The sequence below is a fragment of the Streptomyces sp. SID486 genome (genome assembly GCF_009865385.1).
Classification (GTDB): Bacteria; Actinomycetota; Actinomycetes; order Streptomycetales; family Streptomycetaceae; genus Streptomyces.
Map to the genome: position 1 here is coordinate 1 of NZ_WWJT01000346.1, position 23,869 is coordinate 23,869.

The following is a 23,869-nucleotide window of genomic DNA, read 5'->3' on the forward strand; positions in this document are numbered from 1 at the left end:
TCCGGCACGGTGCGCGGCTCGTCCGGCACGGTGCGCGGCTCGTCCGGCAGGGCCTTCCAGGCGGACAGTCGGTGGGTGTCGGCCCAGGGGCGGGCGGACGGCCCGGCGGCCACCTCCTCCAGGGCGCGACGGACCGCCGCCGGGCGGTCGATGCCGTAGACGTCGTCGGCACGCAGGAGGTGTTCCAGGGCGTAGCCGACACGGGGGACGAGGGCCAGCCAGGGCAACAGGACGTCCGGGTAGGCGGGGGGTTCGGTGAGCGGGGCGAAGACCGGGTGCGCGGCGAGGTGTCGTACGACCGCACCGCGCACCGCCGCGTACGCCGCAGCCTCGGTGCTGTCGGCGTCCATCCGGCGGTCCCAGGCGAGCAGCCGGTCGCGCAGGTCCGCCGCGGCCGGGGTGAGACCGGTGAGGGCGGCGAGGTGGTCCAGAAGGGGGCCGGCGGAACCGAGATGGGTGTCGGTGTGGATCGCGGGCATGCCGTCGGCCGTCCAGGTGCGGCGGGCGTCGAGCAGCTCGCGGATACGGTCGGCGCGGTGCGGCGGGGCGAACTCCACGCCGAGGGGGGTGGCCAGGCCCCGGGCGTTGGCCATCACCGCGATGCCGTCCGCCGGTTCGGCGTACGGCGTCTCGTGCGTGCCGTGCCAGTCGTGGCCGGGTTCCCAGGCGGGGACAGGGTGCAGGCGGTTGGCCTCGGCCCGGACGGGGACCTTGCCGGCGACCCGGTGCAGGGTGCCTCCCGTGGTGTCGGCGGCCTGCACGACGTTGACCGGCTCGGTCCAGCTGTCCAGGGCCCGGTCGATGTCGCGGACGTCGCGGGCGCGGAGGAGGGGGAGGAGGGTGCTGAAGCCGAGGTCTTCGGTCACCCTGGGCGGGTAGCGCAGGGCGAGTGCCTCGGTCACGCCGTCGGCACCGCCGTCTCCCCCACCCGCGTCCCCCGTGTCCTCCCTGTCCCCCGTGTCGCTCGTGTCGCCGGGTGCGGGCGGCACATGTGCCGTGTCCCCGCCGCCGGCCTCCACGCCGGGCACGGCGGCACCGGCCGCCGCCCCGCCTGCGCCCCGGAGCGTGTCAGCCACCGGCGCCTCGGTGTCCGACGCGGTGAGCACCCCCGGCGCCTCGGCGTCCGACGCGGTGTACGCCACCGGCGCCCCGGGGACCTGCGCGATGTGCGCCACCCGCGCCCCGGGGACCTGCGCGACGGGCGCCGGCAGCCCTTCCGGACCCCGGGCGGCGGTCCCGGGCAGGCCCTCGGGGGCCGGTGCCGGGGCCGTCGTGGGGGATTGCGGGTCGCAGGCCCTCGTCGGGGACTGCGGGGCCTGGGCCCTCGTCGGGGACTGCGGGGCGTGGGCCGTGACGGCGTCCAGGCCGTCCGGGCCGCCGGCGATCACGGGCCCCCGGGGCGTCTCGACGATCTCTATCTCCACCGGCGGCTCGCCGGCGATCCGCACGGTCTCCGTGTGGCGGGTGGCCCGGTGCCAGGCGCCGTCCGGGCCGAGGGCCTCGATGCCCGCGCCGGTGCGGCGCAGCCGCTCCCGGTAGAGGTCCTGGTAGTCGGCCATGGCGTTGGTGATGGCCCAGGCGGCCGTGCCGGTGTGCCCGAAGTGGGCGATGCCGGGGACGCCGGGCACAGCGAGGCCGACCACGTCGAACTCGGGACAGGAGAGGCGGATCTGCTGGTAGACGCCGGGGTCCTCGATGAAGCGGTGCGGGTCGCCGGCGATGAGCGCGTGGCCGGTGGCGGTGCGCTCGCCGGTGACGAGCCAGCCGTTGCTGCCGGCCGTGCCGGGGCCGTCGGTCGCGAACAGCCCGACCGCGTCGGGGCCGAGGTGCCGTATCGCCTGCTCGCGCCAGAGCTTGGCCGGGAAGCCCGCGAAGAGGATGTGCGTGCCGAGCCACACCCCGAGCGGGCTCCAGGGCTCCCAATGGCCGGGCGCCAGGCCGGTGCGGGCGAACTCGGTGGCGCGGCGGGCGCCGCCGGCCAGGCCCTCGTTGACGCCGTCGACGTAAGCGCGCACCCAGTCGGCCGTCTCCGGGTCCCGGCGTTCCAGCGCCACGAAGCAGCGGCGGGCGGTGTCCTCGATCCTGGCCCGGCGGGCGAAGACGTCCCAGGACAGGGCCTCGGCGCCGAGGAAGGACGCGGAGGTGCCCTGGGCGCGGTGGCGCTCGACCTCCAGTTGCCAGGCCCGGTCGTGGGCCGTCACCCGGCCCTGCGCACGGGCGAGTTCACGGGCGTCGGAGGCGCGAAGATGGGGGATGCCCCAGGCGTCGCGGAAGATCTCGGTGGTCACCCCGGGTGCCCCTCTATCCTTTAGGTTAGCCTTGCCTAAGTTTTCTGTGGCGGAATCGTACGCGACCGACGGAGGGTTCATGGGGCAGGGGCGGGGTTGGGAAGGCGCGGTCCTCAGACTGCTGCGGGCCAAGGACTTCGAGCTGACCGTCCTCGACGCCGAGGACGTGACCCCGCGGTACCGGCGGCTCCGGATGGACGACGGCGGGCTGCTCGCCGCGACCGGCGTCCACCCCACGATGTGGGTACGGCTGTGGTTCTCCGCCGACGGCCGGCCGCACCAGCGCGCCTACACCCTCGTCGACCCCGACCCGGCCACCTGCACCTTCGCCCTGGAGTTCGCCCTGCACGAGGGCGTGGCCTCCGACTGGGCCCGGGCCGCGCGGCCCGGCGACACCGTCGAGGCCACCGTCCAGGGCACCGGCTTCCAGGAGCCGGACCCCGCCCCCTCCCACGTCGTCGCCATCGGCGACCCGGCCTCGCTGCCCGCGATCAACTCCCTGCTCGGCGCCCTGGGTTCCGCCCCCGCGACCGTCTGGTTCGAGGGCGAGCCGGCGGGGCTGCCCGACCGGACGGAGGCCGGCCGGCACGAGGTACGGCCGGTGTCCCGCCGGGACGCGGGCGCCCACCTGGTGGAACGGGTCCGCGCCGAACTGCCCGCCGTCCTCGCCGCCACCCCCGACCCGTACGTCTGGATCGCCTGCGACACGGCGACCACCCGCACGCTCGCGGCCTACGTCCGCAAGGAACTCGGCGTGCCGAAGCAGCGGGTGCACGCGCTGGGGTACTGGCGCGCGGACTGAGCGGGCGAAACGAGCGGACCGGGCGCGCGGGGCTGTCCGGGGCGCGGACCGTCCAGGCGAAGTGAACAGCCCGGGCGCGCGGGACCGTCGGGGCCCGGGCCGAGCGGGCGAAGCGAGCCTGCCGGGCGCGCGGGACCGTCACCGGCGTGGACGTCCACCCGAGTGGACAGCCCGGGCGCGCGGGACCGTCGGGGCGCGGGCCGAGGGGGCGAAGCCGGCCGGCCGGGCGCGCGGGGCCGTCCGGGGCGCGGGATCATCGACGCATGGACGTCACCCTGCACCTCGCCCAGGACCCCGCGGCCGACGCGCTACTCGGGCGTTCACCGCTCGCCGCGCTGACCGGAATGCTGCTGGACCAGCAGATCCCGATGGAGTGGGCGTTCAAGGGCCCCCGGACCATCGCCGACCGGCTCGGCGCGGACGACCTGGACGCGCACGAGATCGCGGCCATGGACCCGGAGGCGTTCGCGGCGCTGCTCTCCGAGAAGCCCGCGGTGCACCGCTACCCCGGCTCGATGGCGAAGCGGATCCAGCAGCTGTGCCAGTACCTGGTCGAGCACCACGGCGGGGACGCGGAGGCGGTCTGGCGGGGTGTCGGCAGCGGGACCGAGCTGCTGCGGCGGCTGGAGGACCTGCCGGGGTTCGGCAGGCAGAAGGCACAGATCTTCCTGGCCCTGCTCGGCAAGCAGCTCGGCTTCGCCCCTGCGGGATGGCGGGAGGCCGCCGGCGCCTACGGCGAACCGGAGTCCTTCCGGTCGGTCGCCGACATCACCGGCCCCGAGACGCTGGCCAAGGTCCGCGCCCACAAGCAGGAGATGAAGGCGGCGGCCAAGGCGGAGAAGGCCGCGAAGACGACCGCGAAGACGGCCGGCCGGAAGTAGCGGCCGCCCGCCGTCACCCCGTCGGCCCACCCCGGTGGCCCCAGGCGCCCGGCCGGTCCCAGCATGAGGCATGACCGACATACCGAGCAGCGGCCCGGACCGGGACCGCGCGTACGACGACCGGTACGTCCACGAGACGCCACCGCCCGGCGGTCACCCCGCGGCGGAGCCGCCCGGCGGTCCCCCCGTGGCGGAACCGCCCGGCGGACCTCCCGCGGTGGAGCCGGCCCGGGACCGCCATGAGCCGGAGCCGCCGTTCGAGGGCCCCCTGCACGCCCTGTCCCGGGCCGCCTGGCAGGTCGTCCTGCTCACCGGGATCGGCTCGTTGGTGCTGGGCATCCTGGTGCTCGTCTGGCCGGGTGCCTCCCTGCTCGCCGCCGGCGTGCTCTTCGGCCTCTACCTGCTGTACAGCGGGATCTTCCAGCTGGTGTCCGCGTTCGGCACGCACCGGAGGACCTCGCTGCGCGTCCTGGCCTTCATCAGCGGCGCGCTGTCGATCGTCCTCGGCCTGTTCTGCTTCCGCGGGCCCATGCAGTCGATCCTGCTGCTCGCGCTGTGGATCGGCATCGGCTGGCTGATCCGCGGGATCACCCAGACCGTGGCCGCCGTGCACGACCCCCACATGCCCGCCCGGGGCTGGCAGGTCTTCCTCGGGATCGTCACCTTCGTCGCCGGGATCGTGCTCATCGACTCGCCGTTCGAGTCGGTCGCCGTACTGACGCTCGTCGCCGGGATCTGGCTGGTCGTGGTGGGCATCGTGGAGATCGTCACCGCGTTCCGCGTCCGCGGCCGGGCCCGCCACGTGCCGCAGACGGTATGACCACCGTCAACCGCGCGCACCGCCGGTACGCCGAGCGGGCGGATCTCGCGCCCGGCGTGCAGCCCTCCCCACCCGTCCCGGGGAAACACCAGGTGTGAGCAGGAGCAGCAGCACACCCCGCGGCCGTGGCCGGCTACGGGTCCTCGCGCTGCTCCTCGCCCTGTGGGTGCCCGCCCTGGTGCCGGCCCAGGCGGTGCCGGACGTCGTCGTGACCGCCGAGAGCGACGGGTACGACGTCCTCGACACACCGCTGAGGCCGCCCGCCCGTGCCGTCCACCGGGCCGACGCGCCCGAGCGCCTCGCTCCCCTGCCCGACCCGGCACCCGTCCGCCCGGCGGCCCGCACATGCCCCGCCACGCCCCGGGTGCCGTACGCCCCGCCCCTGCTGCGCACGGTGGTCCTGCGCTGCTGACGGACCCGCGTCCCCGCGAGGTCAGTCGGCTCGACGCAAGGAGCAGCACAGCCATGCCCAAGGATCCCTACGCCGTCCTGCGCGCCCTGCTGCGCGCGGAGGCCCGGCGCGGTACGGCACCCAAGCCGGACCAGCGGACACCGCAGCAGCAGCGGACCCCTGAGGACCGGGACCGCTGAGCGGACCGGGACCACTGAGAGGAACCCGGCGGGGGCGGACCACCGCCTCCGCCGGACCACCGCCTACGCCGGACCACCGCCTACGCCGGACCACCGCCTACGCCGGGCTACCGCCTCCGCCGGGCGGTGCCGAACAGGGAGCGGGTGATCTCCCGGCCGAGCTGGGTGCCGACCGAGCGGGCCAGCGACTTGAACATGCCGCTGCTCACCACCTGTTCGACCAGGGACGGCTCGTCCCCTGCCGCCGCCTCGGGCCCCGGCTGCGGAGCGGCCCGCGGCGGCCGGGCGGCGCTCAGCCTCTCGTACGCCGACTCCCGGTCCACAGCCTGTGCATAACGGCCGTACAGCGAGGATCCGCGCACCGCGGCGTCCAGGCCGGCGGCGTCGACCGGGCCCATCAGGGACTCCGGGGCCCGCAGCCGGGTGGCGGCCACCGGGGTCGGCGCCCCGGACTCGTCGAGCACGGTCACCACGGCCTCGCCGGTGCCCAGACCGGTGAGCAGTTCCTCCAGGTCGTACGGCGATCTCGGGAAGGTCTGCACGGTCGCCCTGAGGGCCTTGCCGTCCTCCGGGGTGAAGGCGCGCAGGGCGTGCTGGACGCGGTTGCCGAGCTGGCCGAGGACCTCGCCGGGCACGTCCTTCGGCGTCTGGGTGACGAAGAAGACGCCGACGCCCTTGGAGCGGATCAGCCGGACGGTCTGCGTGATGGACTCCAGGAACGCCCTGGAGGCGTCGTCGAACAGCAGGTGCGCCTCGTCGAAGAAGAACACCAGCCTGGGCTTGTCGGCGTCACCGATCTCGGGGAGGTCGTGGAAGAGGTCGGCGAGCAGCCACATCAGGAAGGTGGAGAACAGCAGCGGTCTGTCCTGCACCGCCGGGAGTTCGAGGACCGTGACGATCCCCCGGCCGTCCGCCGCGGTGCGCAGCAGGTCCGACGTGTCGAACTCCGGCTCGCCGAAGAAGTCCGCCATGCCCTGTGCCTCGAAGGCCGTGAGCGAGCGCAGGACGACCCCGGCCGTGGCCGTGGACAGACCGCCGATGTCCTTCAGCTCGGCCCGGCCCTCGTCGGAGGTCAGGAAGGCGACGACGGCCCTGAGGTCCTTGAGGTCGATCAGCTCCAGGCCCTTGGTGTCGGCGTAGTGGAAGATCAGCCCGAGGGACTGTTCCTGGGTCTGGTTCAGCCGGAGCACCTTGGCCAGCAGCACGGGGCCGAAGCTGGTGACGGTGGCCCGTACGGGGATGCCGTGGCCGAGGCCGCCGAGCGCCAGGAACTCCGCCGGGAAGCCGGCCGGGGTCCACTCCTGGCCGACCTCGCCGGACCGGGCGCGCACCCGGTCGTTCTCCTGCCCCGGCCGTGCGACGCCGGACAGGTCGCCCTTGACGTCCGCGAGGAACACCGGAACGCCCTGCGCCGACAGCTGCTCGGCGATCAGCTGGAGCGTCTTGGTCTTCCCGGTGCCGGTGGCACCCGCGACCAGGCCGTGCCGGTTGAGCACGGTCAGGGGGATGCGGACCGGCGCGTCCGGGTGGCAGTGCCCGTCCCACAGCAGGGCACCGAGGTCGAGCGCGGGGCCGGTGAACGCGTAGCCGGCGGCGATCTCCCGGGCCGGGGCGGGCAGGGCGGAGCCGGGGCCGGGGCCCGCGGGCGGCACGGTCTCGCTGTCGCTCATCTGCGGCCCCTGTTCCCGTAGTGCCCCATATGCCCGTGATGCTCCATCTTTTCAAGCGTCGCACTGCGCCGCCATGGCTGCGCCCGGAACGTCTTGGCCGGTAGGCTTTCCGTGTGATCTTCAAGCGCATCGGAAACGGCCGGCCGTACCCCGACCACGGCCGGGAAAGCACCCGGCAGTGGGCGGACGTCGCGCCGCGCCCGGTCCGCCTCGATCAGCTCGTGACCACCAAGCAGCAGCTCGACCTGGAGACCCTGCTGGCGGAGGACTCGACGTTCTACGGCGACCTCTTCGCGCACGTCGTGAAGTGGCAGGGCGACCTGTATCTGGAGGACGGCCTGCACCGCGCGGTCCGCGCCGCCCTCCAGCAGCGCCAGGTGTTGCACGCGCGCGTGCTCGAACTCGACTGACGCGGCGCGACACGGCCGTTGACCCTTTCGGGTTCCGCTGAGCGGCATCAGCTGATCATCTGATAGGCATTGCCGCTCGGGCGCACTACGCTGCGCTCATGAGCATGCTGACTCCCCCTGGCATGGGCGGCCAGTACCGGATCACGGGGGACAAATACCCTCGGATGCGTCCGTCCCGCCGACGCGGCGGACTCGTGGCCGCAGCGGTGGCGTCCGTCGCCGTACTCGGCCTGATCGGCTGGGGCACCCTGCAGCTCATCGACGTCTTCACCGGCGGCGACAACCCCACCGTTGCGGGCCCCGCGAAACACTGCCGGACCAGGACCGCGCAGGCCCCGGCCGCCCACACGGCCGCCCTGCCCGAGCCGGGCCGGATCACCGTGAACGTCTACAACGCCACCAAGCGCAGCGGACTCGCCAAGACGACCGCCGACGAGCTGAAGAAGCGCGGCTTCAGGATCGGCGCCGTGGGCAACGCGACCAAGGCGTACGACAAGAAGGTCAAGGGCACGGGGCTGCTGCTCGGCGCCCCCGCGGCGCAGGACACCTCGCTGCGGGTGCTCGGCACGCAGCTCGCCGGAGCGCAGGCGCGCGCCGACGCCCGCAAGGGCGCCGACCTGGACCTGATCATCGGGGACGGGTTCAAGGGCCTGTCCAAGCAGACCGCCGCGGATCAGGCGCTGACCGCCCTGACGGCCCCCGCACCGACCGCGGCCACGAAGAAGAGCTGCTGAGGAAGGCCCCGGTAAGACCCACGGGAACACCCCCGGCGCCGCCCCACGGCCCTGACAGCCGCGGGGAACGGGGGCCCTGAGAGCCGCGCGGAACTGCGCGGCGAGGCGGCGGCGGGCCCACGGGACACACCCGTCGGCCCCACGGCGGCACCCGACGGACCCGCGACCGCGCCCAGCGGCCGGCTCCCAGCGGCCAACGCGGCCCCCGCCGCGCCGCCGCGGGCACGCGTCCTGCTCGTTACTCGGCGGCCCCGTACAGCCGGTCACCCGCGTCGCCCAGCCCCGGCACGATGTAGCCCAGCTCGTTGAGGTGGTCGTCGACGGCGGCCGTGACGACGGTGACCGGCGTCCCCGCCAGCTCCCGCTCCATCAGCTCGACGCCCTCGGGCGCGGCCAGCAGCACCACGGCGGTCACGTCGTCGGCGCCCCGCTTGATCAGCTCCTGGATCGCCGCGACCAGGGTGCCGCCGGTGGCCAGCATCGGGTCCAGGACGTACACCTGACGGCCCGAGAGGTCCTCCGGCATGCGCGAGGCGTAGGTGGACGCCTCGAGCGTCTCCTCGTTGCGGATCATGCCCAGGAAGCCGACCTCGGCGGTCGGCAGCAGCCGCATCATGCCGTCCAGCATGCCGAGGCCGGCGCGCAGGATGGGCACCACCAGCGGACGCGGGCGGGCGAGCTTGACACCCGTGGTCTGCGCGACCGGGGTGCGGATGTCGACGGCCTCGGTGCGCACGTCCCGCGTGGCCTCGTAGGCGAGCAGGGTGACCAGTTCGTCGGCGAGTCGCCGGAAGGTCGCGGAGTCGGTGCGCTGGTCGCGCAGCGTGGAGAGCTTGTGGGCGACCAGGGGGTGGTCGACGACATGGAGACGCATGCCCCTAACCGTACCCGCGTCCCGGGGCACCCTCGCGCTGGCGTCAAACCGGCCGTCCGGGGGAAAGTGGAAGGGACGCGACTGGGGTGGTGTGACGTGTCCGACCTGCCTGACCTCCCCGCGGACGCCTCCGGGCGCGCCGCCGACACGGCCGGCCTCCGGGCGAGGGCCGCGGGGAAGAATGCCGACAAACCCGAGAGCGAGACCGAGCGCCGCCGACGGCGCGCCCAGTTCCTGCGCGATCTCGCCGAGGCCCGCGAGCTGCGCGCCCGGGTCCAGCCGCGGCGCGCGAAGGCGGCCCGGCTGCGCCATGCGATGCGTATGCGCACGTTCCGCTGGTAGCCCCGCGGAACCGTTGCCGGCGCGGAAGATCCACGTCCGCACCGGTGTTGGGACCGAGGGCGTGCGGGGGCGCGGGGAAAAGCCGCGTACGATCCGCTGGTGGCGGCAACGAGCGCGCTGCTGAGCCGATCGCGGACCCGCGATCGAAACAGCCGGACACAGGGAGCCGAAGACGTCCCCTGGACGCCTTGTTTCTGCCACGATTCCGAGTGGGTGGGGCTCGGAGCCCAGGCTCTCCTCACCCACGTACCTCCGCCGGGGGGACCCCCAACCGGCACGCCTATGACCAGTGGGAGAGTCACGGTGTACTTCGCCGCACTGCTCGCGCGCACCGAAGACGGGTGGGAAGCGAGCGACACAGAGCTCGACGATGTGGAGACCCTGTCGGATCTGGCCGACCTGGCACGGGAAGCCTCTCCCGACGAGGACACGGTGCTCGTCCTGATCGAGCAGGAGGAGTCCTGGTTCGGTGTCGTCCGCGTGGACGGCGAGGAGGACCCTCGCATCTACGTCTCGGACGCCGCCGCCGCCCGGCGCAGCGCGTACGGGGAGCTGCTGCTCACCGACGAGCTGCTCGGCCGGGAACCCGGCTCGGACGACGGCCCGGACCTGGACGCCCTGGACCTCGACGGCACCGAGGACGGCGAGTCCGAGGACGACGACGAGGAAGAGGGGTCCGCCGACGCGGTGCCCCACAGCCCGGTGGGCGACAGCGAGATCCTCGAGGACCTCGGCATCGGCGAGAAGGAGCTGCGCGCCCTGGACGCCGACGACGCGCTGGGCACGATCGCCGAGGCGCTGGGTGCCTCGGAGGTGCTGGAGACCGTCCGCTGACCACGCCACAGGAGCCCCAGGGCACACCGGACCCGGTACGGGACCGCTGGCGGGCCGCGATGCGGCTCGCCCTGGACCAGGCCGGGTTGGCCGCCCGGGGCGGGGACGTCCCGGTCGGCGCCGTCGTGCTGTCCCCGGACGGTACGACGGTGCTCGGTGCCGGGCACAACGAACGGGAGGCCACCGGTGACCCCACGGCCCACGCGGAGGTCCTCGCGATCCGGCGGGCGGCGGCCGCGCTCGGCGAGTGGCGGCTGACCGGCTGCACGCTCGTCGTGACGCTGGAGCCGTGCACGATGTGCGCGGGCGCGATCGTGCAGTCCCGGGTGGACCGCGTGGTCTACGGCGCCAGGGACGACAAGGCGGGCGCGGCCGGTTCCCTGTGGGACGTGGTGCGCGACCGGCGGCTCAACCACCGCCCGGAGGTCGTCGAGGGCGTCCTCGCGGCGGAGTGCGCCCGGCCGCTCACGGAGTTCTTCCGGGGCCGCTGAACCGTTCCCCCTATCGATTTCGAACCACGCCCCACCGTGCTGTAAGGTCTCCCTCGGTAGCGTGTCCGAGCGGCCGAAGGAGCTCGCCTCGAAAGCGAGTGTGGCGCAAGTCACCGAGGGTTCAAATCCCTCCGCTACCGCAGAGAGAAGGGGCGCCCGGTTCATCGAACCGGGCGCCCCTTCGGCGTCCGCCTCGGTTTCCGTCTCGGCGTCCTCGGTTCCCGTCTCGGCGTCCGCCTCGGTTCCCGTCTCAGTTTCCGTCTCGGCGTCCGCCTCGGTCGCGCGCCGGGGCGAGGGATGGGCGCGGTCGCAGCTCCGGCGAGTGGACGAGCCACTCCGGACCTGAGCAGCCACGCTGATCGACCCAGCGCACTTTCGGTGCGCGCCGGGGGCCGTGGCAGAACCCGTGGCGCGCCGGAGGTGCTTCTGTCCGCCCTGACGGCGATCCGCACGGGTGCAGCCTGTCGTCACCGTTCCGTCACAAGCCGCCGCCGCACGGAACCCCGCCGCTCTCCCGCCCTGTCTGCACTCACGTATCACGACCACACGTACCGCGGGGCGACGACCGACGACCGGAACCCGCGGACGAGACGACTCAGGGGGACGACAGCATGCGGCACAGCAACGGCATTCGCAGGGCGGCTCTGGCGACGACGGCGGTCACGGCCGTCGCGGCGGCGGTGACCGGCATCCTGCCCGGCACCGCCATGGCGGCGAGCACCACCACCTCCACCCCGCCGCCCGCCTGCGCGGCCTCCGCCCTCAAGGTCAGCGCCTGGCAGGCCGCCCACCGGCCCGTCGGGACCGGGACCGGGGCGGCGGTCGTGCAGTTCACCAACGTCTCCCGGAAGACGTGCGTCCTGAAGGGCCATCCGACGGTCGCGGGCGCCGGCAACGGCTCCCCCGCCCACACCACCCCGCTCAAGGTCACCCGCACCGGCAGGGCGGCCACCGTGACGGTCCGGCCGCACGGCAAGGCGTGGGTGAAGCTGACCTTCGTCCAGGTCCAGGGGGAGGGCGACGGCTACTGCGTGTCGGGCAAGAAGCCGGTGACGTTCCCGACGATGGTCATCGGGCTGCCGCGGTCCGGCAAGCACCAGGTCGCCCTGAACGACGGGGTGTGGGCCGAGTGCGACAACAAGGTGACCGTCACCCCGGCCTCGGCGGTCAAGCCTTCCTGACCCCACCGTCGGCACGAATCGAGCAGCCCGCACGACGCTCGCGACGCTCCGACCCGCTGCCATCACGGGTCCGAGCGGCCCCGGTCACGCTCTGACCAGCACGAACAGACCGCGACAGGGAGTATGGCGCATGTCATGGGGATGGAAATCCCTCCGCTAGCGCCCGCGGAAGGGCCCCGCCGATCGGCAGGGCCCTTCTCGTGTGGCGGGGCGGAGACAACGGCGCCGCACCGCCGGGCCGTTGGCGGTGGCGGAAGGCCCGGAGGTTACACTCGCGGCCGGCAGCAGGGGGCCCGAGGGGCACTGGGACAGGGGAGGCCGCGGTGACGGTGAACGCCAAGAAGATCGCCGTGTACGTGCTCGTGGTCTTCGCGCTGTACGTGATCATCACGGACCCGGCCAAGGCGGCCGACTACGTCCAGATAGGCTTCGAGGGCATATCGGACGCGGCCAGGGCCATCGGCGACTTCATGACCTGGGCCGCCAACGGAGGAAAGAGCTGAGGTACACCTCATGATCCGCCACCTGGTCCTCTTCAAGCTCAACGACGGCGTCGAGCGCGACGATCCGCGGGTCGTCGCGGGCGTGGCGGCCTTCCAGGCCCTCGGCGGCCAGATCGAGGAGCTGCGCACCTGGGAGTGCGCCTGGAACATCAGCGACCGGCCGATCGCCTACGACTTCGCGATCAACTCCGCCGTCGAGGACGCCGACGCCCTCAAGCGCTACCTGGAGCACCCGGCCCACCAGGCGGGTGTGGCACTGTGGCGCGAGTTCGCCACCTGGGTGATCGCCGACTACGAGATCTGAACCGCGCACTCCTCGGAGCCCCCTGCCGTCCGGCGGGGGGCTTTCGTTCGTTTATACGCCCCAACTTGTCGAAGTTTGACGACAACACGGCGTTATGCGGTGCTTGCACACAGTGCACATGTCTTGTGATGCTATGACCGCTTTTGACGGATGATTGACGGACGAAGAGGTGGCGTTGACCGTGTCGGCCAGTACTGCGCCGCCTCAGGAAGAGGCGGCAGCCCCGACCCCGCCGGCCCCGGAGAAGCGCCGCGGTGCGGACACCCGCGCCCTGACCCAGGTGCTGTTCACCGAGATGAAAGAGCTGACCCCCGGCACGCCGGAGCACAACCGGGTACGGGGGGCGCTGATCGAGGCGAACCTCCCGCTCGTGCGCTACGCCGCCGCCCGCTTCCGCTCCCGCAACGAACCGATGGAGGACGTCATCCAGGTCGGCACCATCGGCCTGATCAACGCCATCGACCGGTTCGACCCGGACCGGGGCGTGCAGTTCCCGACCTTCGCGATGCCCACCGTGGTGGGGGAGATCAAGCGCTACTTCCGCGACAACGTCCGCACCGTCCACGTCCCGCGCCGGCTGCACGAGCTGTGGGTGCAGGTCAACAGCGCGACCGAGGACCTCACCACGCTGCACGGCCGCTCGCCGACCACCGCCGAGATCGCCGAACGGCTCCGGATCAGCGAGGAGGAGGTGCTCAGCTGCATCGAGGCGGGGCGCTCCTATCACGCCACCTCGCTGGAGGCCGCGCAGGAGGGCGACGGGCTGCCCGGCCTGCTGGACCGGATCGGCTACGAGGACCCGGCCCTGGACGGCGTGGAACACCGCGACCTGGTCCGCCATCTCCTCGTGCAACTCCCCGAACGGGAACAGCGAATCCTTCTCCTGCGCTACTACAGCAATCTCACCCAGTCGCAGATCAGCGCGGAACTCGGCGTCTCCCAGATGCACGTCTCGCGACTACTCGCCCGTAGCTTCCAGCGGCTGCGCTCCGCGAATCGGATCGACGCATAGTCCACGGGCATTGCGGGTTCCGGGCCGGAGCGCGCAGGACGTTCGGCCGGTGCATGGCGGGCGCACGGAAGCACGGCGCGAACAGCATTGCATCGCAAACCCGATCGAGCGGTAACCGGCGCGAGCGAATCGCTCACCAGGGCGGATGCCGACAGTTAAGGTCCGAATAACCGTCAGACCATGTGTTTCCAGGGGTGATTCGCATCTGACGTGTCGACATGTCGGTACAGCGCGTTGCCGACATGTGACATTCTGCGGGAAGCGCGTTTGCCGTGGCTCCGGCTCCGGTATTCAGGTGAAGGCTGCGTTGCTCGAAAGGCGACGCCGCCGCGACCGTCCCGCGACCCAAAGGGGGTGGCATGTCCGCAGACCAGGGCAGCTCGAAGGTGCTGACGCCCACGAAGAGCGAGGCAGCGCCCAAGGAGTTCGACGCTCTCGACGTCCTCGACGGCTTCGAGGGCGTCACGGCCCTCGAAGCCGTGCCGTCCCCGGCCCCCGAGCCGGCCGCCGAAGCTCTCCCGGCCATGCCGGCCACGGCGAACATCGACACCCGCACCCTGTCCCGGTCGCTCTTCCTGCGCCTGGCCGCACTGGACGAGAACAGCCCCGAGCGGGCGTACGTCCGGGACACCCTGATCGAGCTGAACCTGCCGCTGGTCCGGTACGCCGCCGCGCGCTTCCGCTCCCGCAACGAGCCGATGGAGGACATCGTCCAGGTCGGCACCATCGGCCTGATCAAGGCGATCGACCGGTTCGACTGCGAACGGGGGGTGGAGTTCCCGACCTTCGCGATGCCCACCGTGGTCGGGGAGATCAAGCGGTTCTTCCGTGACACCTCCTGGTCGGTGCGGGTCCCGCGCCGGCTCCAGGAGCTGCGGCTGGCCCTCACCAAGGCCAGCGACGAGCTGTCGCAGAAGCTGGACCGCTCCCCCACGGTGACGGAGCTGGCCGCCGTGCTCGGCGTCTCCGAGGAGGACGTGGTCGACGGACTGGCGGTGGGCAACGCCTACACCGCCTCCTCCCTCGACTCGCCCGCCCCCGAGGACGACGGCGGCGAGGGTTCGCTGGCCGACCGCCTCGGCTACGAGGACACGGCACTGGAGGGCGTGGAGTACCGCGAGTCCCTCAAGCCGCTGCTGGCCAAACTCCCGCCCCGGGAGCGCCGGATCATCATGCTGCGCTTCTTCGCCAACATGACCCAGTCGCAGATCGGCGAGGAGGTCGGCATCTCCCAGATGCACGTCTCCCGGCTGCTCACCCGGACGCTGTCCCAGCTGCGTGAGGGCCTGATCTCGGACTGACCGCACGGCCCCGGCCGGGACCCTTCTCTTCTGACGCTCCGTCAGCCACACTGGCGCGATGCCACGGGAGTCAGGGACGGGCCGGGCCGCCGGGACGACACGTGCGACGCGTGCGACACCTGCGATGCGTGCGACACACGCGACATGGACGCGTGGCCGCCGAGGCGCCTTCACGGCAGCATCGGCGGCCGTCGTCTGTCTGGGCGGGGTGCTGGCCGCGTGCGGAGGCGGCGGCCCGGGCGGCTACACCGCGGTCGGCGCGGGCCGGGGCGGTCCGACGGCCGTGGCGCCCTCGGGGCCGGTGGCCCTGGTGCCGCTCGACGGGGCCGGGCGCAGCGGCACGCACGGGGCCGGCACGCACGGGGCCGGCACGCCCCCGGCCGGCTCACCGTCGGCTCCGGCGGGACCAGGAGGGTCCGCGGGACCAGGAGGGTCCGCGGGACCAAGGGGAGCGGCGGATCCGGCGGGTCAGGTCCGGCCCACACGTCCGACGGGTCCGGCAGGCCCGGCGGGGCCGCACGGCGGCGGGCACTCCGGCGGTCCGGAGCCGTCCACCCAGGAGACTCCCGGCCGGCCCACCGGGCACCCCGGCTCCGGCAGCCCGGAACCGGGCGGCGGCCGGGACGGTCGTACGACACCGCCGCCCGCCTCACCGGAGCCCACCCCGGCCACGCCCGCCGCCCTGACCTGGGGCGGGCCGGTGACCGCGGACGGCGAGCAGCGCTGGTGCCAGCGGGTGACCGTCGGCTTCCACAACTCGGGCGGCACGGCGGTGCGTTCGGGTGAGGTGACGTTCGGGACGCACATCATCGGCGCGCTCGGCGTCGACTGGGGGACGGTCGCGTCGACCGTCCGGCTGCCGGTGCCGCTCGCGCCGGGCGCGCGGAAGAGCCCCACGTGGACGGTGTGCGTCGATGCCTGGAGGGTGCCGCTCGGCATGCACATCGAGACGCGGGACGTCTCCGTCGAATGGGGCTGACCCCTACTTCAGCGCGAGCCAGGCGACGCCGGCCACCACGGCGATCGCCACGATGACACCGATGATCAGACCGACCCGGGGGCCGGAGGAAGCGGCCACCGCCTGCTGCTGGCGCCCCTGAGGGGCCTCGTCGACGAAGGCGCGGAACATCTGGGTGCTGCCTGCGGGGTCGTAATTGCCCTGGGGGCCCTGGGTGTTAGCCATGCCCCGAGACCTTAGCGAAGAGGTCCCGGGCGACCCAAGCGGGGGCCCAGGGGGACGACACCGGCCCGAACGGGGCAGGCCGCCCACGCTCACCAGCGTATTTACTTCAGCAATACTTGCCTTTGCCAAGTTTTTGCGCCGCCCGATCCCGGTTTGTTTGCCTTCAGCAACCAAGCAGTCTTATGGTTGCCCCAAGCAACGAATACGGGAGGTGTGATGGCCGAGCAGGCGCAGTTCGAAGAGCTGGCGCGTCAGCTCAGTGCCGTCGGAGCCGTGAAACGGGACATGGGGCGGATCCTGCCGCCCGACTGCCCGGCCGGCTCGGCCGCCGTGCTGACCCTGCTCGGCCGTCACGGCGACATGCGCATGAGCAAGCTCGCCGAGCTGCTCTCCGTGGACATGTCAGTGACGAGCCGGCATGTCGCGCACGTCGCCGCACGCGGCTGGATCGAGCGGCACCCGGACCCCGCGGACAAGCGCTCGCGCATCCTGCGCCTGACGACCGAGGGTCTGGAGCAGCTCGACGAGCTGTCGCGGCGGACCACTCATCTGCTCGCCGAGCGGCTGGCGGACTGGACCGACGAGGAGGTCGGCCAGCTGATCCGGCTGATGTCGCGCCTGCGCGACTCCTTCGGCGACTGCCGGTCCGCCCCGCTCCGGCTGCCCGCACCCGTAGTCGAAGAGACCACCCGTACACCCGCAAGCACGTAAGAAAAGGAAGCCCATGGCAACGACCACACCAGCCGGTGTGCGGGCTCACGCCAAGCACGGGGGAGGCTCCCACGGCGACGCCCCGATGACGCACCGGCAGATCATGGAGGCCCTGTCCGGGCTGCTGCTCGGCATGTTCGTGGCGATCCTGTCGTCCACGATCGTCTCCAACGCCCTGCCGCACATCATCGGCGACCTCGGCGGCGGTCAGTCCGCCTACACCTGGGTGGTCACGGCCGCCCTGCTGTCCATGACCGCGGCCACTCCCCTGTGGGGCAAGCTCGCCGACCTGTACAGCAAGAAGGCTCTCGTCCAGATAGCCCTGATCATCTACGTGGTCGCCTCGATGGCGGCCGGCCTGTCGCAGAACCCGGGCATGCTGATCACCTTCCGGGTGTTCCAGGGCATCGGCGTCGGCGGTCTGTCCGCCCTGGCGCAGATCGTCATGGCGGCGATGATCTCCCCGCGCGAGCGCGGCCGGTACTCCGGCTACCTGGGCGCCACCTTCGCCGTCGCCACCGTCGGCGGCCCGCTGCTCGGCGGTGTCATCACCGACACCTCCTGGCTGGGCTGGCGCTGGTGCTTCTACGTCGGTGTCCCCTTCGCGGTCATCGCGCTGATCGTGCTGCAGAAGACCCTGCACCTGCCCGTGGTCAAGCGGGAGGTCAAGGTCGACTGGGGCGGCGCGACCCTCATATCCGCGGCCGTGTCCCTCCTCCTGGTCTGGGTCACCTTCGCCGGTGACAAGTACGACTGGGTGTCGTGGCAGACGTACGCGATGGTCGGCGGCTCGATCGCCCTCGGCCTGCTGTTCGTCCTCGTCGAGTCCAGGGCGAGCGAGCCGATCATCCCCCTGCGCCTGTTCCGGAACCGCACGATCACGCTGGCGTCCCTCGCCTCGCTGTTCGTCGGTATCGCGATGTTCTCCGGCACCGTCTTCTTCAGCCAGTACTTCCAGCTGGCCCGCGACAAGTCCCCGACCATGTCGGGCGTCATGACCATCCCGATGATCGGCGGTCTGTTCGTCTCCTCGACCGTGTCGGGCCAGTTCATCACCCGCACCGGCCGCTGGAAGGCGTGGCTGGTCAGCGGTGGCGTCCTGGTGACGGCCGGGCTGCTGCTGCTCGGCGGCATCCGGTACGACACCGACTACTGGAAGATGGCCATCTACATGGCCCTGCTGGGTCTCGGCATCGGCATGATGATGCAGAACCTGGTGCTCGCCACGCAGAACCAGGTGGCGCCCTCCGACCTCGGTTCGGCCAGCTCCACGGTCACCTTCTTCCGTTCCCTCGGTGGTGCGGTCGGCGTCTCGGCGCTCGGCGCGGTGATGTCCCACAAGATCACCGACTACGTCAAGGACGGCGTCTCCGACCTCAGCCCCAAGTACCAGGCGGCCCTGGCCGGTGGCTCCGGCTCCACCGACAGCATCCCGGACATGGACGCGCTGCCGGCCCCGATCCGGACGCTGATGGAGAGCGCCTACGGCCACGGCATCGCGGACGTCTTCCTGATCGCCGGCTGCCTCGCCGCCGTCGCCTTCGTGATCACGCTGTTCATCAAGGAGGTCCCGTTGCGGACCAAGGGCGCGCTCGCGCAGACCGCCGAGAACGACACCGTCGCCGAGGTCCCGGCCGAGGCCGTGGCGGGTACCACCGCCCCCGCCGAGGAGCCGGTCCCGGCCGCCGTCGCCGCCGCCCCGGTGGCCGACGCCGGTACGGCCACGCCCACGGCCACGGCCGTCCAGCCGATGACCGCCGTCGCCACGGTGGCGGAGTCCGACACCTTCGGCGGCACCCCGGTGCACGGCTTCGTCCGCGGCGCCGAGAGCGCCCCGGTCGCGCAGGCCGCGGTCACGCTGATCTCGCTGTCCGGCCGCCAGCTGGGCCGCTCGGTGGCCCAGGCCGACGGTTCCTACGCGCTGCACGCCCCCGGCACCGGCTCGTACGTGCTGATCGCCTCCGCCGACGGCTACCAGCCGCAGGCGTCCACCGTCGTGGTGGGCGAGGAGCCGCTGTCGTACGACATCCTGCTCAGCGGCACCAGCGGGCTGACCGGTGTCGTCCGGGCGGCCGGGAGCGCGCTGCCGGTCAAGGACGCGATGGTCATCGTCACCGATGTGCGCGGTGACCTGCTGGCCACCGCCGCCACCGGGGAGCAGGGCGACTTCGCCCTCACCGACCTGGTGCCGGGCACGGTGACCGTCGCGGTCAACGCGAGCGGCTTCCGGCCGCGCGCGCTGCCCGTCGAGGTCGGCGCCACCGGCGTCACCCGCGTCGAGGTCGACCTGGACGCCGGCGCCCGGCTCCAGGGTGTCGTCCGGGCCCCGCACGGTCCGCTGGCCGACGCCCGGGTGACCCTGGTCGACCAGGCCGGCAACGTGGTCGGCACCGCCACCACCGGCGGGGACGGCGCCTACGCCTTCACCGACCTGGACGGCGGCGACTACACGGTCATCGCGACCGGCTACCCGCCGGTGGCCACCGCGCTGACCGTGCACGGCACCGACGTGGACGGCCACGACATCGAACTCGCCCACCCCGGCGAGTAGTCCGGCCCCGGCCCGTGGCGGCGCGCGCCCTGAGCGGAGGGCGCGCCCGCCACGGGCCGGTTTCATACGACCAATTTCTGAGCTTTTGCAGGGAGAAAACGGGATGGGACTGACCGCGAAGATCCGTACCCGGGACGGGTGGGCCGTGTCGCACGCGGTCGTCACGGTGACCGACATGACCGGTACGCAGGTGCTGCGTGCCGAGGCGGACGCCGAGGGGGCCGTACGGGACGTCACGGAGCTGGTTCCGGGGGCGTACACCGTGATCGTGACGGCCGTCGGGTACGCGCCCGCCGCGTCCAGCGCGATCGTCACCGCGAGCGGCCGGGCCGAGGTCGGCACCGTCACGCTGGCCCGGCAGGGCGGCGCCGAACTGCCGCCGCCCGGGCCCTGGACCATCGACCCGGCGCACTCCTCCGTCGGCGCGGTCGCCCAGCACCTGGGCATCTCCAGCGTGCGCGGCCGGTTCACGGAGTTCGGCGGCACGATCGAGATCGCACCCGACGACGTCACCAAGTCCCGGGTGGAGGCGGTCATCCGGGCGGCGTCCATCGACACGGGCAACGGCATGCGCGACACGCACCTGAAGTCGGGGGACTTCCTCGACGTCGAGCGGCACCCGCAGATCACGTACCGCTCCACGGGGGTGAGCGCCGCCGGCTCCGACCGCTGGAAGGTGCACGGCGAGCTGTCCATGCACGGCGTCGTGCGGCCGGTGGACCTGGACCTGGCCTACCTCGGCACGGGCGCGGACCCGTGGGGCGGGACCAGGGCCGCGTTCCGGGCCACCGCGGAGCTGCACCGCGACGACTTCGCGATGAACTACAACCAGGTCCTCCAGGCGGGCATCGCGGCCATCGGCACGACGCTGAAGGTGGAGCTGGACATCCAGGCGGTCCAGGGGGACTCACTGCCCACGGCGTGACGCACCGGCGCCCCTCCGGGGGCGCTTCCCCCTAGGGTGCCGGCATGGCATCCAACATCGCGACCAACACCCGGGTATCGCTGACCGAGCTGCTCGACTTCGTACGGCCCCGGCACCGGGCCCTGCTGATCACCCGCCGGGCCGACGGCTCCCCGCAGGCTTCCCCGCTGACCTGCGGGGTGGACGACGCCGGCCGGATCGTCGTCTCCACCTATCCCGAGCGGGCCAAGACGCGCAACGCCAAGCGGGACCCGCGGGTGAGTCTGCTCGTGCTCAGTGACGAGTGGAACGGGCCCTGGGTGCAGATCGACGGCCCGGCCGAGGTCCTCGACAGCCCCGACTCCGTGGAACCGCTCGTCGAGTACTACCGCAACATCGCCGGTGAACACCCCGACTGGGACGAGTACCGGGCGGCCATGCTCCGGCAGGGCAAGTCGATCATCCGGGTCACCCCCGAGCGCTGGGGGCCGGTGGCCACCGGCGGCTTCCCGGCGCGGCTGGCCGCCGACGGGTAGTCAGCCGCGGGCCACCATCGCCTCGATGCCGGCGACCAGCAGGTCCAGGGCGAAGGTGAAGTCGCGGTCCAGCATCTCGGCCACCGTGTCACCGCCGCGGGCCGCCATGAGGCTCTTGGACTCCTTGATGATCTCGGCGGTCCCCGGCACCTCGTCCACCATGGTCATGGCCTGCGCGAAGTACTCGTCCGCGCTGAGCCCGGTGTCGGCGATCCGGGCGAGGAAATGGCCCTCGATCGTGCCGTAGCCGTACACGAACTGGAAGACGGCCGAGATCGCCCCGGTCTCCCCGTGCGCGGGCAGTCCGGCCCGCCGGACGACCCGCTGGACCACACGGGAGAAGGCGAGCGAGTTCGGGCCGATGTTGAGATAGCGCCCGGCCAGCGGCGACAGCCAGGGGTGGCGGACCAGCTGGGCCCGGTACGCCGTGGCCAGGTGGCGCAGCTGCGCCCGCCAGTCCTCGTCCGTGTCGTCCGGGTCGGGCAGGCTCAGCTCGGCATAGGTCGCGTCCAGGGCGAGTTCGAGCAGGTCGTCCTTGGTGTCGACGTACCAGTACAGGGACATCGCGGTGACGTTCAGCTCCGCGGCCAGCCGGCGCATGGAGAACTTGGCGAGCCCCTCGGCGTCCAGCAGCCGCACGGACGCCTCGGTGATCCGCTCCCGGTCGAGCCCGGAGGGCTGTCCACCGCGCCCGCCACGGCGGGGCTTGCCCTCCCGCCACACGCTGTCCCGCGCCGACCGACCCGCTGCCTTCGTCACCGACGCACCTTCCTGTCTCCGCTCACTGCCCCAAACCTACGGGGCCCAGGGGCCGTGGCCACCGCCACCCGGGCCCGTGGACCCGGCGGGTCCCGCAGCCGCACGCATACCCTTACCCGCGTGCCGTCAGGCGGCCACCCGCTCCGCCCGCCGCAGCAGCCCCGCCGCCACGAACCCGCCGGCCAGTACGGCGGCCGCGCCCACGAGTTGCCCGGCCCCCAGTCCGGCGGACACCGAACGCCCGGACGCTACGGAGGAGCTGAGCACGGCGCCCAGGACGGCGACGCCGAGACCGTTGCCGAATTCGGCGAGGGTGCCGTTGACGCCGGCCCCGACCCCGGCCTTCTCCGGCGGGATCGCGCTCATGATGGCGTGGGCCATGGCCGGGTTCGCGACCGCGCATCCCACACCGATCAGCAGCAGGCCCAGCAGTGTTCCGGTGTAGCCCCCGGTGTCGACCTCGGCGATGGCCACCAGACCCGCCGACATGAGCACCATGCCGAGCGCGATCGACATCGGCGTGCCCATCCGGGCAGACCACTTCGCCGAGACGCCCGTGAAGTTGAGCGCCACCACGGTCAGCGCCAGCGGGGCGGTCCGCAGTCCGGCCTCCAGCGGCCCGTACCCGAGCACGAACTGGAGGTGCTGCGTCAGCAGGAAGAGCGCACCGCCCATGCCGAACGTGATGAGCACGGCGCCGGCGACGGCGCCCGTGAACCGCCGGTCCCGGAAGAAGTGGAGGTCGAGCATCGGCTCGTCGACCCGGCTCTCCCACCAGGCGAACGCGCCCAGTGCCAGCGCCGCGACGGCCGCCGTGGCGAGCACGCGGGCCGAGGTCCAGCCGTGGCCGGGCCCCGAGATGATCGCGTAGACGAGCGAGGCCATGCCGATGGTGGACAGCAGCGCGCCGGGCAGGTCCGGGCGCTCGCCCCGCGGGTTCTTCGACTCGGGCACGAGCACCGCCACCGCGGCCAGGCCGAGCGCCGCGACCGGGAGGTTGATCAGGAAGATCGCGCCCCACCAGAAGTGGCCCAGCACGAAGCCGCCGATCAGCGGGCCGCCGGCGAACCCCAGCGCGTTGACCGCGCTCCAGATGCCGATCGCCTTCGGCTGCTCCTCGGGGGCGAAGATCTGCATCGCCACCGCCAGCGTGGTGGTCAGCAGCAGCGCGCCGCCGATGCCCATGCCCGCCCGCGCGGCGATCAGCTGGGTGGTCGAACCGGCGAGTCCGGCGACCAGGGAGCCGGCGCCGAACAGGGCGAGCCCGGCCATCAGCATCTTCTTGCGGCCGTAGCGGTCGGCGGCGCTGCCCGCGGTGAGCAGCAGGCCGGACTGGACCAGGGAGTAGGCGTTGATCATCCACTGGACGTCCGAGGTCGCCGCGTGCAGTTCGCGGGTGAGTGAGGGGATGGCGACGTTCAGGACGGTGTTGTCGAGCAGCACGGTGAGCTGCGCGAGGCAGATGACGCCGAGGATCAGCCAGCGCCGGGGATGGCCTTGGACAGCAGACATGCTGTACACCGTACAGCGCGAGCTATACGGTGTACAGCACATGGGGCGGAGGAAGCGCCGTCAGCCGCTCCTGCGCCGGGTCAGGTCGTAGAACGTGGCCGATCCCACCGTCACCTTCTCGAAGGTGCTCTGCACCCACGAGCTGATCTCGGAGGCGGTACCGCTGCCGCCGCCCCTGCCCATGCCGCCGCCGGCGATGAAGTAGTGGATCCTGCCTTGCGCGACGTACTCCTTGAACCGGTCGAGCGTGGGGGACGGGTCGGTGCCGTTGAAGCCGCCGATCGCCATCACCGGCTCACCCGTGGCGAGCTGGTAACCGGCCGAGTTCTGGGAGCCGATGGATGCGGCCACCCAGGTGTAGCGCGAGGCGTTCCTCTCCAGTAGCCGCTCGGCCTCCGTCGACACGTTCGCGCCGTTCAGGAGGCCGCCGACGCCGCCGGGACCGCCCGCGCCGCCCATGCCGCCCTCGCCCGTCGGGCCGCCGCCGGGGAAGCCGTTGCCCTGCGCGCCCGGCTGAGCGGGCGTACCGCCGTTGCCCTGCGCGCCCGGCTGCCCCGGCGTACCGCCGTTGCCCTGCGCGCCCGGCTGCCCGGCCGTACCGCCGTTGCCGTTCCGCTGGTTCTGGCCCGGCATGCCGCCGCCGAAGCCGCCCCGCGCACCGCCGCCCCCACCGGG

The 23,869-nt window shown here is 72.8% G+C and carries 26 protein-coding genes, 1 tRNA gene and 1 pseudogene; 21 read left to right on the forward strand and 7 right to left on the reverse strand.

Annotation, left to right across the window (positions count from 1 at the left end; translation table 11 throughout):
• On the reverse strand, positions 1 to 2,288 hold a 2,288-nt coding region (locus tag GT045_RS15750; protein WP_161334542.1), incomplete at its 3' end, for a penicillin acylase family protein.
• 79 nt (positions 2,289 to 2,367) lie between these two features.
• Between GT045_RS15750 and GT045_RS15755 the strand changes: the two genes are divergently transcribed.
• The 5 genes from GT045_RS15755 to GT045_RS40470 all read left to right on the forward strand — a co-directional run bounded on the left by GT045_RS15755 (position 2,368) and on the right by GT045_RS40470 (position 5,382).
• Positions 2,368 to 3,090, forward strand: a complete 723-nt coding sequence (locus GT045_RS15755) for a siderophore-interacting protein (RefSeq protein ID WP_161334543.1) — start codon at positions 2,368 to 2,370, stop codon at positions 3,088 to 3,090.
• Positions 3,091 to 3,353: 263 nt separating this feature from the next.
• Positions 3,354 to 3,971 (forward strand): HhH-GPD-type base excision DNA repair protein, encoded by a 618-nt coding sequence (locus GT045_RS15760; RefSeq protein ID WP_161334544.1) that lies wholly within the window; start codon positions 3,354 to 3,356, stop codon positions 3,969 to 3,971.
• Positions 3,972 to 4,041: 70 nt separating this feature from the next.
• Entirely contained in the window at positions 4,042 to 4,791 is a 750-nt protein-coding gene (locus GT045_RS15765; protein WP_161290244.1) for an HdeD family acid-resistance protein, read from the forward strand.
• A 94-nt stretch (positions 4,792 to 4,885) separates the two neighbouring features.
• Positions 4,886 to 5,203: a hypothetical protein gene (locus GT045_RS15770; RefSeq protein ID WP_345942656.1), complete on the forward strand. Its 318-nt coding sequence runs from the start codon at positions 4,886 to 4,888 to the stop codon at positions 5,201 to 5,203.
• 53 nt (positions 5,204 to 5,256) lie between these two features.
• Positions 5,257 to 5,382 carry a hypothetical protein gene (locus tag GT045_RS40470; protein WP_272921419.1) on the forward strand — a complete coding sequence of 42 codons (126 nt, stop codon included), beginning with the start codon at positions 5,257 to 5,259 and terminating at the stop codon, positions 5,380 to 5,382.
• Positions 5,383 to 5,489: 107 nt separating this feature from the next.
• Here the strand turns inward: GT045_RS40470 and GT045_RS15775 are convergent, their stop codons facing one another.
• Complete coding sequence (locus GT045_RS15775; RefSeq protein WP_161290246.1) at positions 5,490 to 7,052, reverse strand: helicase HerA-like domain-containing protein; 1,563 nt, start codon at positions 7,050 to 7,052, stop codon at positions 5,490 to 5,492.
• Between the two features lie 113 nt (positions 7,053 to 7,165).
• Here GT045_RS15775 and GT045_RS15780 point away from each other — a divergent pair, with 113 nt between their 5' ends.
• Positions 7,166 to 7,462 carry a type II toxin-antitoxin system VapB family antitoxin gene (locus GT045_RS15780; protein WP_004943146.1) on the forward strand — a complete coding sequence of 99 codons (297 nt, stop codon included), beginning with the start codon at positions 7,166 to 7,168 and terminating at the stop codon, positions 7,460 to 7,462.
• Positions 7,463 to 7,560: 98 nt separating this feature from the next.
• Positions 7,561 to 8,196 (forward strand): LytR C-terminal domain-containing protein, encoded by a 636-nt coding sequence (locus tag GT045_RS15785; protein ID WP_202515485.1) that lies wholly within the window; start codon positions 7,561 to 7,563, stop codon positions 8,194 to 8,196.
• A 238-nt stretch (positions 8,197 to 8,434) separates the two neighbouring features.
• On the opposite strand, the gene upp is transcribed toward GT045_RS15785, so the two are convergent.
• Positions 8,435 to 9,070, reverse strand: coding sequence for a uracil phosphoribosyltransferase (upp, locus tag GT045_RS15790; protein ID WP_161288468.1), 636 nt, complete (start codon positions 9,068 to 9,070; stop codon positions 8,435 to 8,437).
• Positions 9,071 to 9,166: 96 nt separating this feature from the next.
• On the opposite strand from upp, the gene GT045_RS15795 reads away from it, so the two are divergent.
• From GT045_RS15795 to GT045_RS40695, 10 genes are all read left to right on the forward strand, one after another.
• Positions 9,167 to 9,412, forward strand: coding sequence for a hypothetical protein (locus GT045_RS15795; RefSeq protein ID WP_161334545.1), 246 nt, complete (start codon positions 9,167 to 9,169; stop codon positions 9,410 to 9,412).
• 303 nt (positions 9,413 to 9,715) lie between these two features.
• Positions 9,716 to 10,246 carry a hypothetical protein gene (locus GT045_RS15800; RefSeq protein WP_161334550.1) on the forward strand — a complete coding sequence of 177 codons (531 nt, stop codon included), beginning with the start codon at positions 9,716 to 9,718 and terminating at the stop codon, positions 10,244 to 10,246.
• Positions 10,247 to 10,305: 59 nt separating this feature from the next.
• Positions 10,306 to 10,737, forward strand: coding sequence for a tRNA adenosine(34) deaminase TadA (gene tadA, locus GT045_RS15805; protein ID WP_161288464.1), 432 nt, complete (start codon positions 10,306 to 10,308; stop codon positions 10,735 to 10,737).
• Positions 10,738 to 10,792: 55 nt separating this feature from the next.
• Positions 10,793 to 10,877: transfer RNA gene (locus GT045_RS15810), tRNA-Ser, on the forward strand.
• A 471-nt stretch (positions 10,878 to 11,348) separates the two neighbouring features.
• Positions 11,349 to 11,918 carry a DUF4232 domain-containing protein gene (locus GT045_RS15815; protein WP_161289273.1) on the forward strand — a complete coding sequence of 190 codons (570 nt, stop codon included), beginning with the start codon at positions 11,349 to 11,351 and terminating at the stop codon, positions 11,916 to 11,918.
• Positions 11,919 to 12,241: 323 nt separating this feature from the next.
• Positions 12,242 to 12,421, forward strand: coding sequence for a hypothetical protein (locus GT045_RS15820; protein ID WP_161289271.1), 180 nt, complete (start codon positions 12,242 to 12,244; stop codon positions 12,419 to 12,421).
• A gap of 10 nt (positions 12,422 to 12,431) precedes the next feature.
• A complete protein-coding gene (locus GT045_RS15825; protein WP_161289269.1) occupies positions 12,432 to 12,725 on the forward strand; it encodes a Dabb family protein in 294 nt (97 codons plus the stop codon).
• Between the two features lie 175 nt (positions 12,726 to 12,900).
• Entirely contained in the window at positions 12,901 to 13,737 is an 837-nt protein-coding gene (locus tag GT045_RS15830; RefSeq protein ID WP_237538626.1) for an RNA polymerase sigma factor SigF, read from the forward strand.
• 359 nt (positions 13,738 to 14,096) lie between these two features.
• Positions 14,097 to 15,038, forward strand: coding sequence for an RNA polymerase sigma factor SigF (locus GT045_RS15835; protein WP_161334546.1), 942 nt, complete (start codon positions 14,097 to 14,099; stop codon positions 15,036 to 15,038).
• Between the two features lie 700 nt (positions 15,039 to 15,738).
• Positions 15,739 to 16,017: a hypothetical protein gene (locus tag GT045_RS40695; protein WP_345942657.1), complete on the forward strand. Its 279-nt coding sequence runs from the start codon at positions 15,739 to 15,741 to the stop codon at positions 16,015 to 16,017.
• A 3-nt stretch (positions 16,018 to 16,020) separates the two neighbouring features.
• On the opposite strand, the gene GT045_RS15845 is transcribed toward GT045_RS40695, so the two are convergent.
• On the reverse strand, positions 16,021 to 16,221 hold the full coding sequence (locus tag GT045_RS15845; protein WP_161294413.1) for a hypothetical protein: 201 nt from the start codon (positions 16,219 to 16,221) through the stop codon (positions 16,021 to 16,023).
• A gap of 216 nt (positions 16,222 to 16,437) precedes the next feature.
• Here GT045_RS15845 and GT045_RS15850 point away from each other — a divergent pair, with 216 nt between their 5' ends.
• The 4 genes from GT045_RS15850 (at position 16,438) to GT045_RS15865 (ending at position 20,923) form a co-directional block, all read left to right on the forward strand.
• Complete coding sequence (locus GT045_RS15850; RefSeq protein ID WP_161334548.1) at positions 16,438 to 16,932, forward strand: MarR family transcriptional regulator; 495 nt, start codon at positions 16,438 to 16,440, stop codon at positions 16,930 to 16,932.
• A 13-nt stretch (positions 16,933 to 16,945) separates the two neighbouring features.
• Positions 16,946 to 19,483 carry an MFS transporter gene (locus GT045_RS15855; protein ID WP_202528185.1) on the forward strand — a complete coding sequence of 846 codons (2,538 nt, stop codon included), beginning with the start codon at positions 16,946 to 16,948 and terminating at the stop codon, positions 19,481 to 19,483.
• 103 nt (positions 19,484 to 19,586) lie between these two features.
• Positions 19,587 to 20,408 (forward strand): YceI family protein, encoded by an 822-nt coding sequence (locus GT045_RS15860; protein WP_161334549.1) that lies wholly within the window; start codon positions 19,587 to 19,589, stop codon positions 20,406 to 20,408.
• A 44-nt stretch (positions 20,409 to 20,452) separates the two neighbouring features.
• The gene (locus tag GT045_RS15865) at positions 20,453 to 20,923 is read left to right on the forward strand and encodes a PPOX class F420-dependent oxidoreductase (protein ID WP_161294419.1); all 471 of its coding nucleotides are present in this window, start codon (positions 20,453 to 20,455) and stop codon (positions 20,921 to 20,923) included.
• Here the strand turns inward: GT045_RS15865 and GT045_RS15870 are convergent, their stop codons facing one another.
• From GT045_RS15870 to GT045_RS15880, 3 genes and pseudogenes are all read right to left on the reverse strand, one after another.
• Entirely contained in the window at positions 20,924 to 21,682 is a 759-nt protein-coding gene (locus tag GT045_RS15870; RefSeq protein ID WP_345942658.1) for a TetR/AcrR family transcriptional regulator C-terminal domain-containing protein, read from the reverse strand.
• Positions 21,683 to 21,808: 126 nt separating this feature from the next.
• Positions 21,809 to 23,194, reverse strand: coding sequence for an MFS transporter (locus GT045_RS15875; protein ID WP_237538623.1), 1,386 nt, complete (start codon positions 23,192 to 23,194; stop codon positions 21,809 to 21,811).
• Between the two features lie 60 nt (positions 23,195 to 23,254).
• A pseudogene (locus GT045_RS15880) lies at positions 23,255 to 23,869 on the reverse strand (glycosyl transferase); the annotation flags it as partial.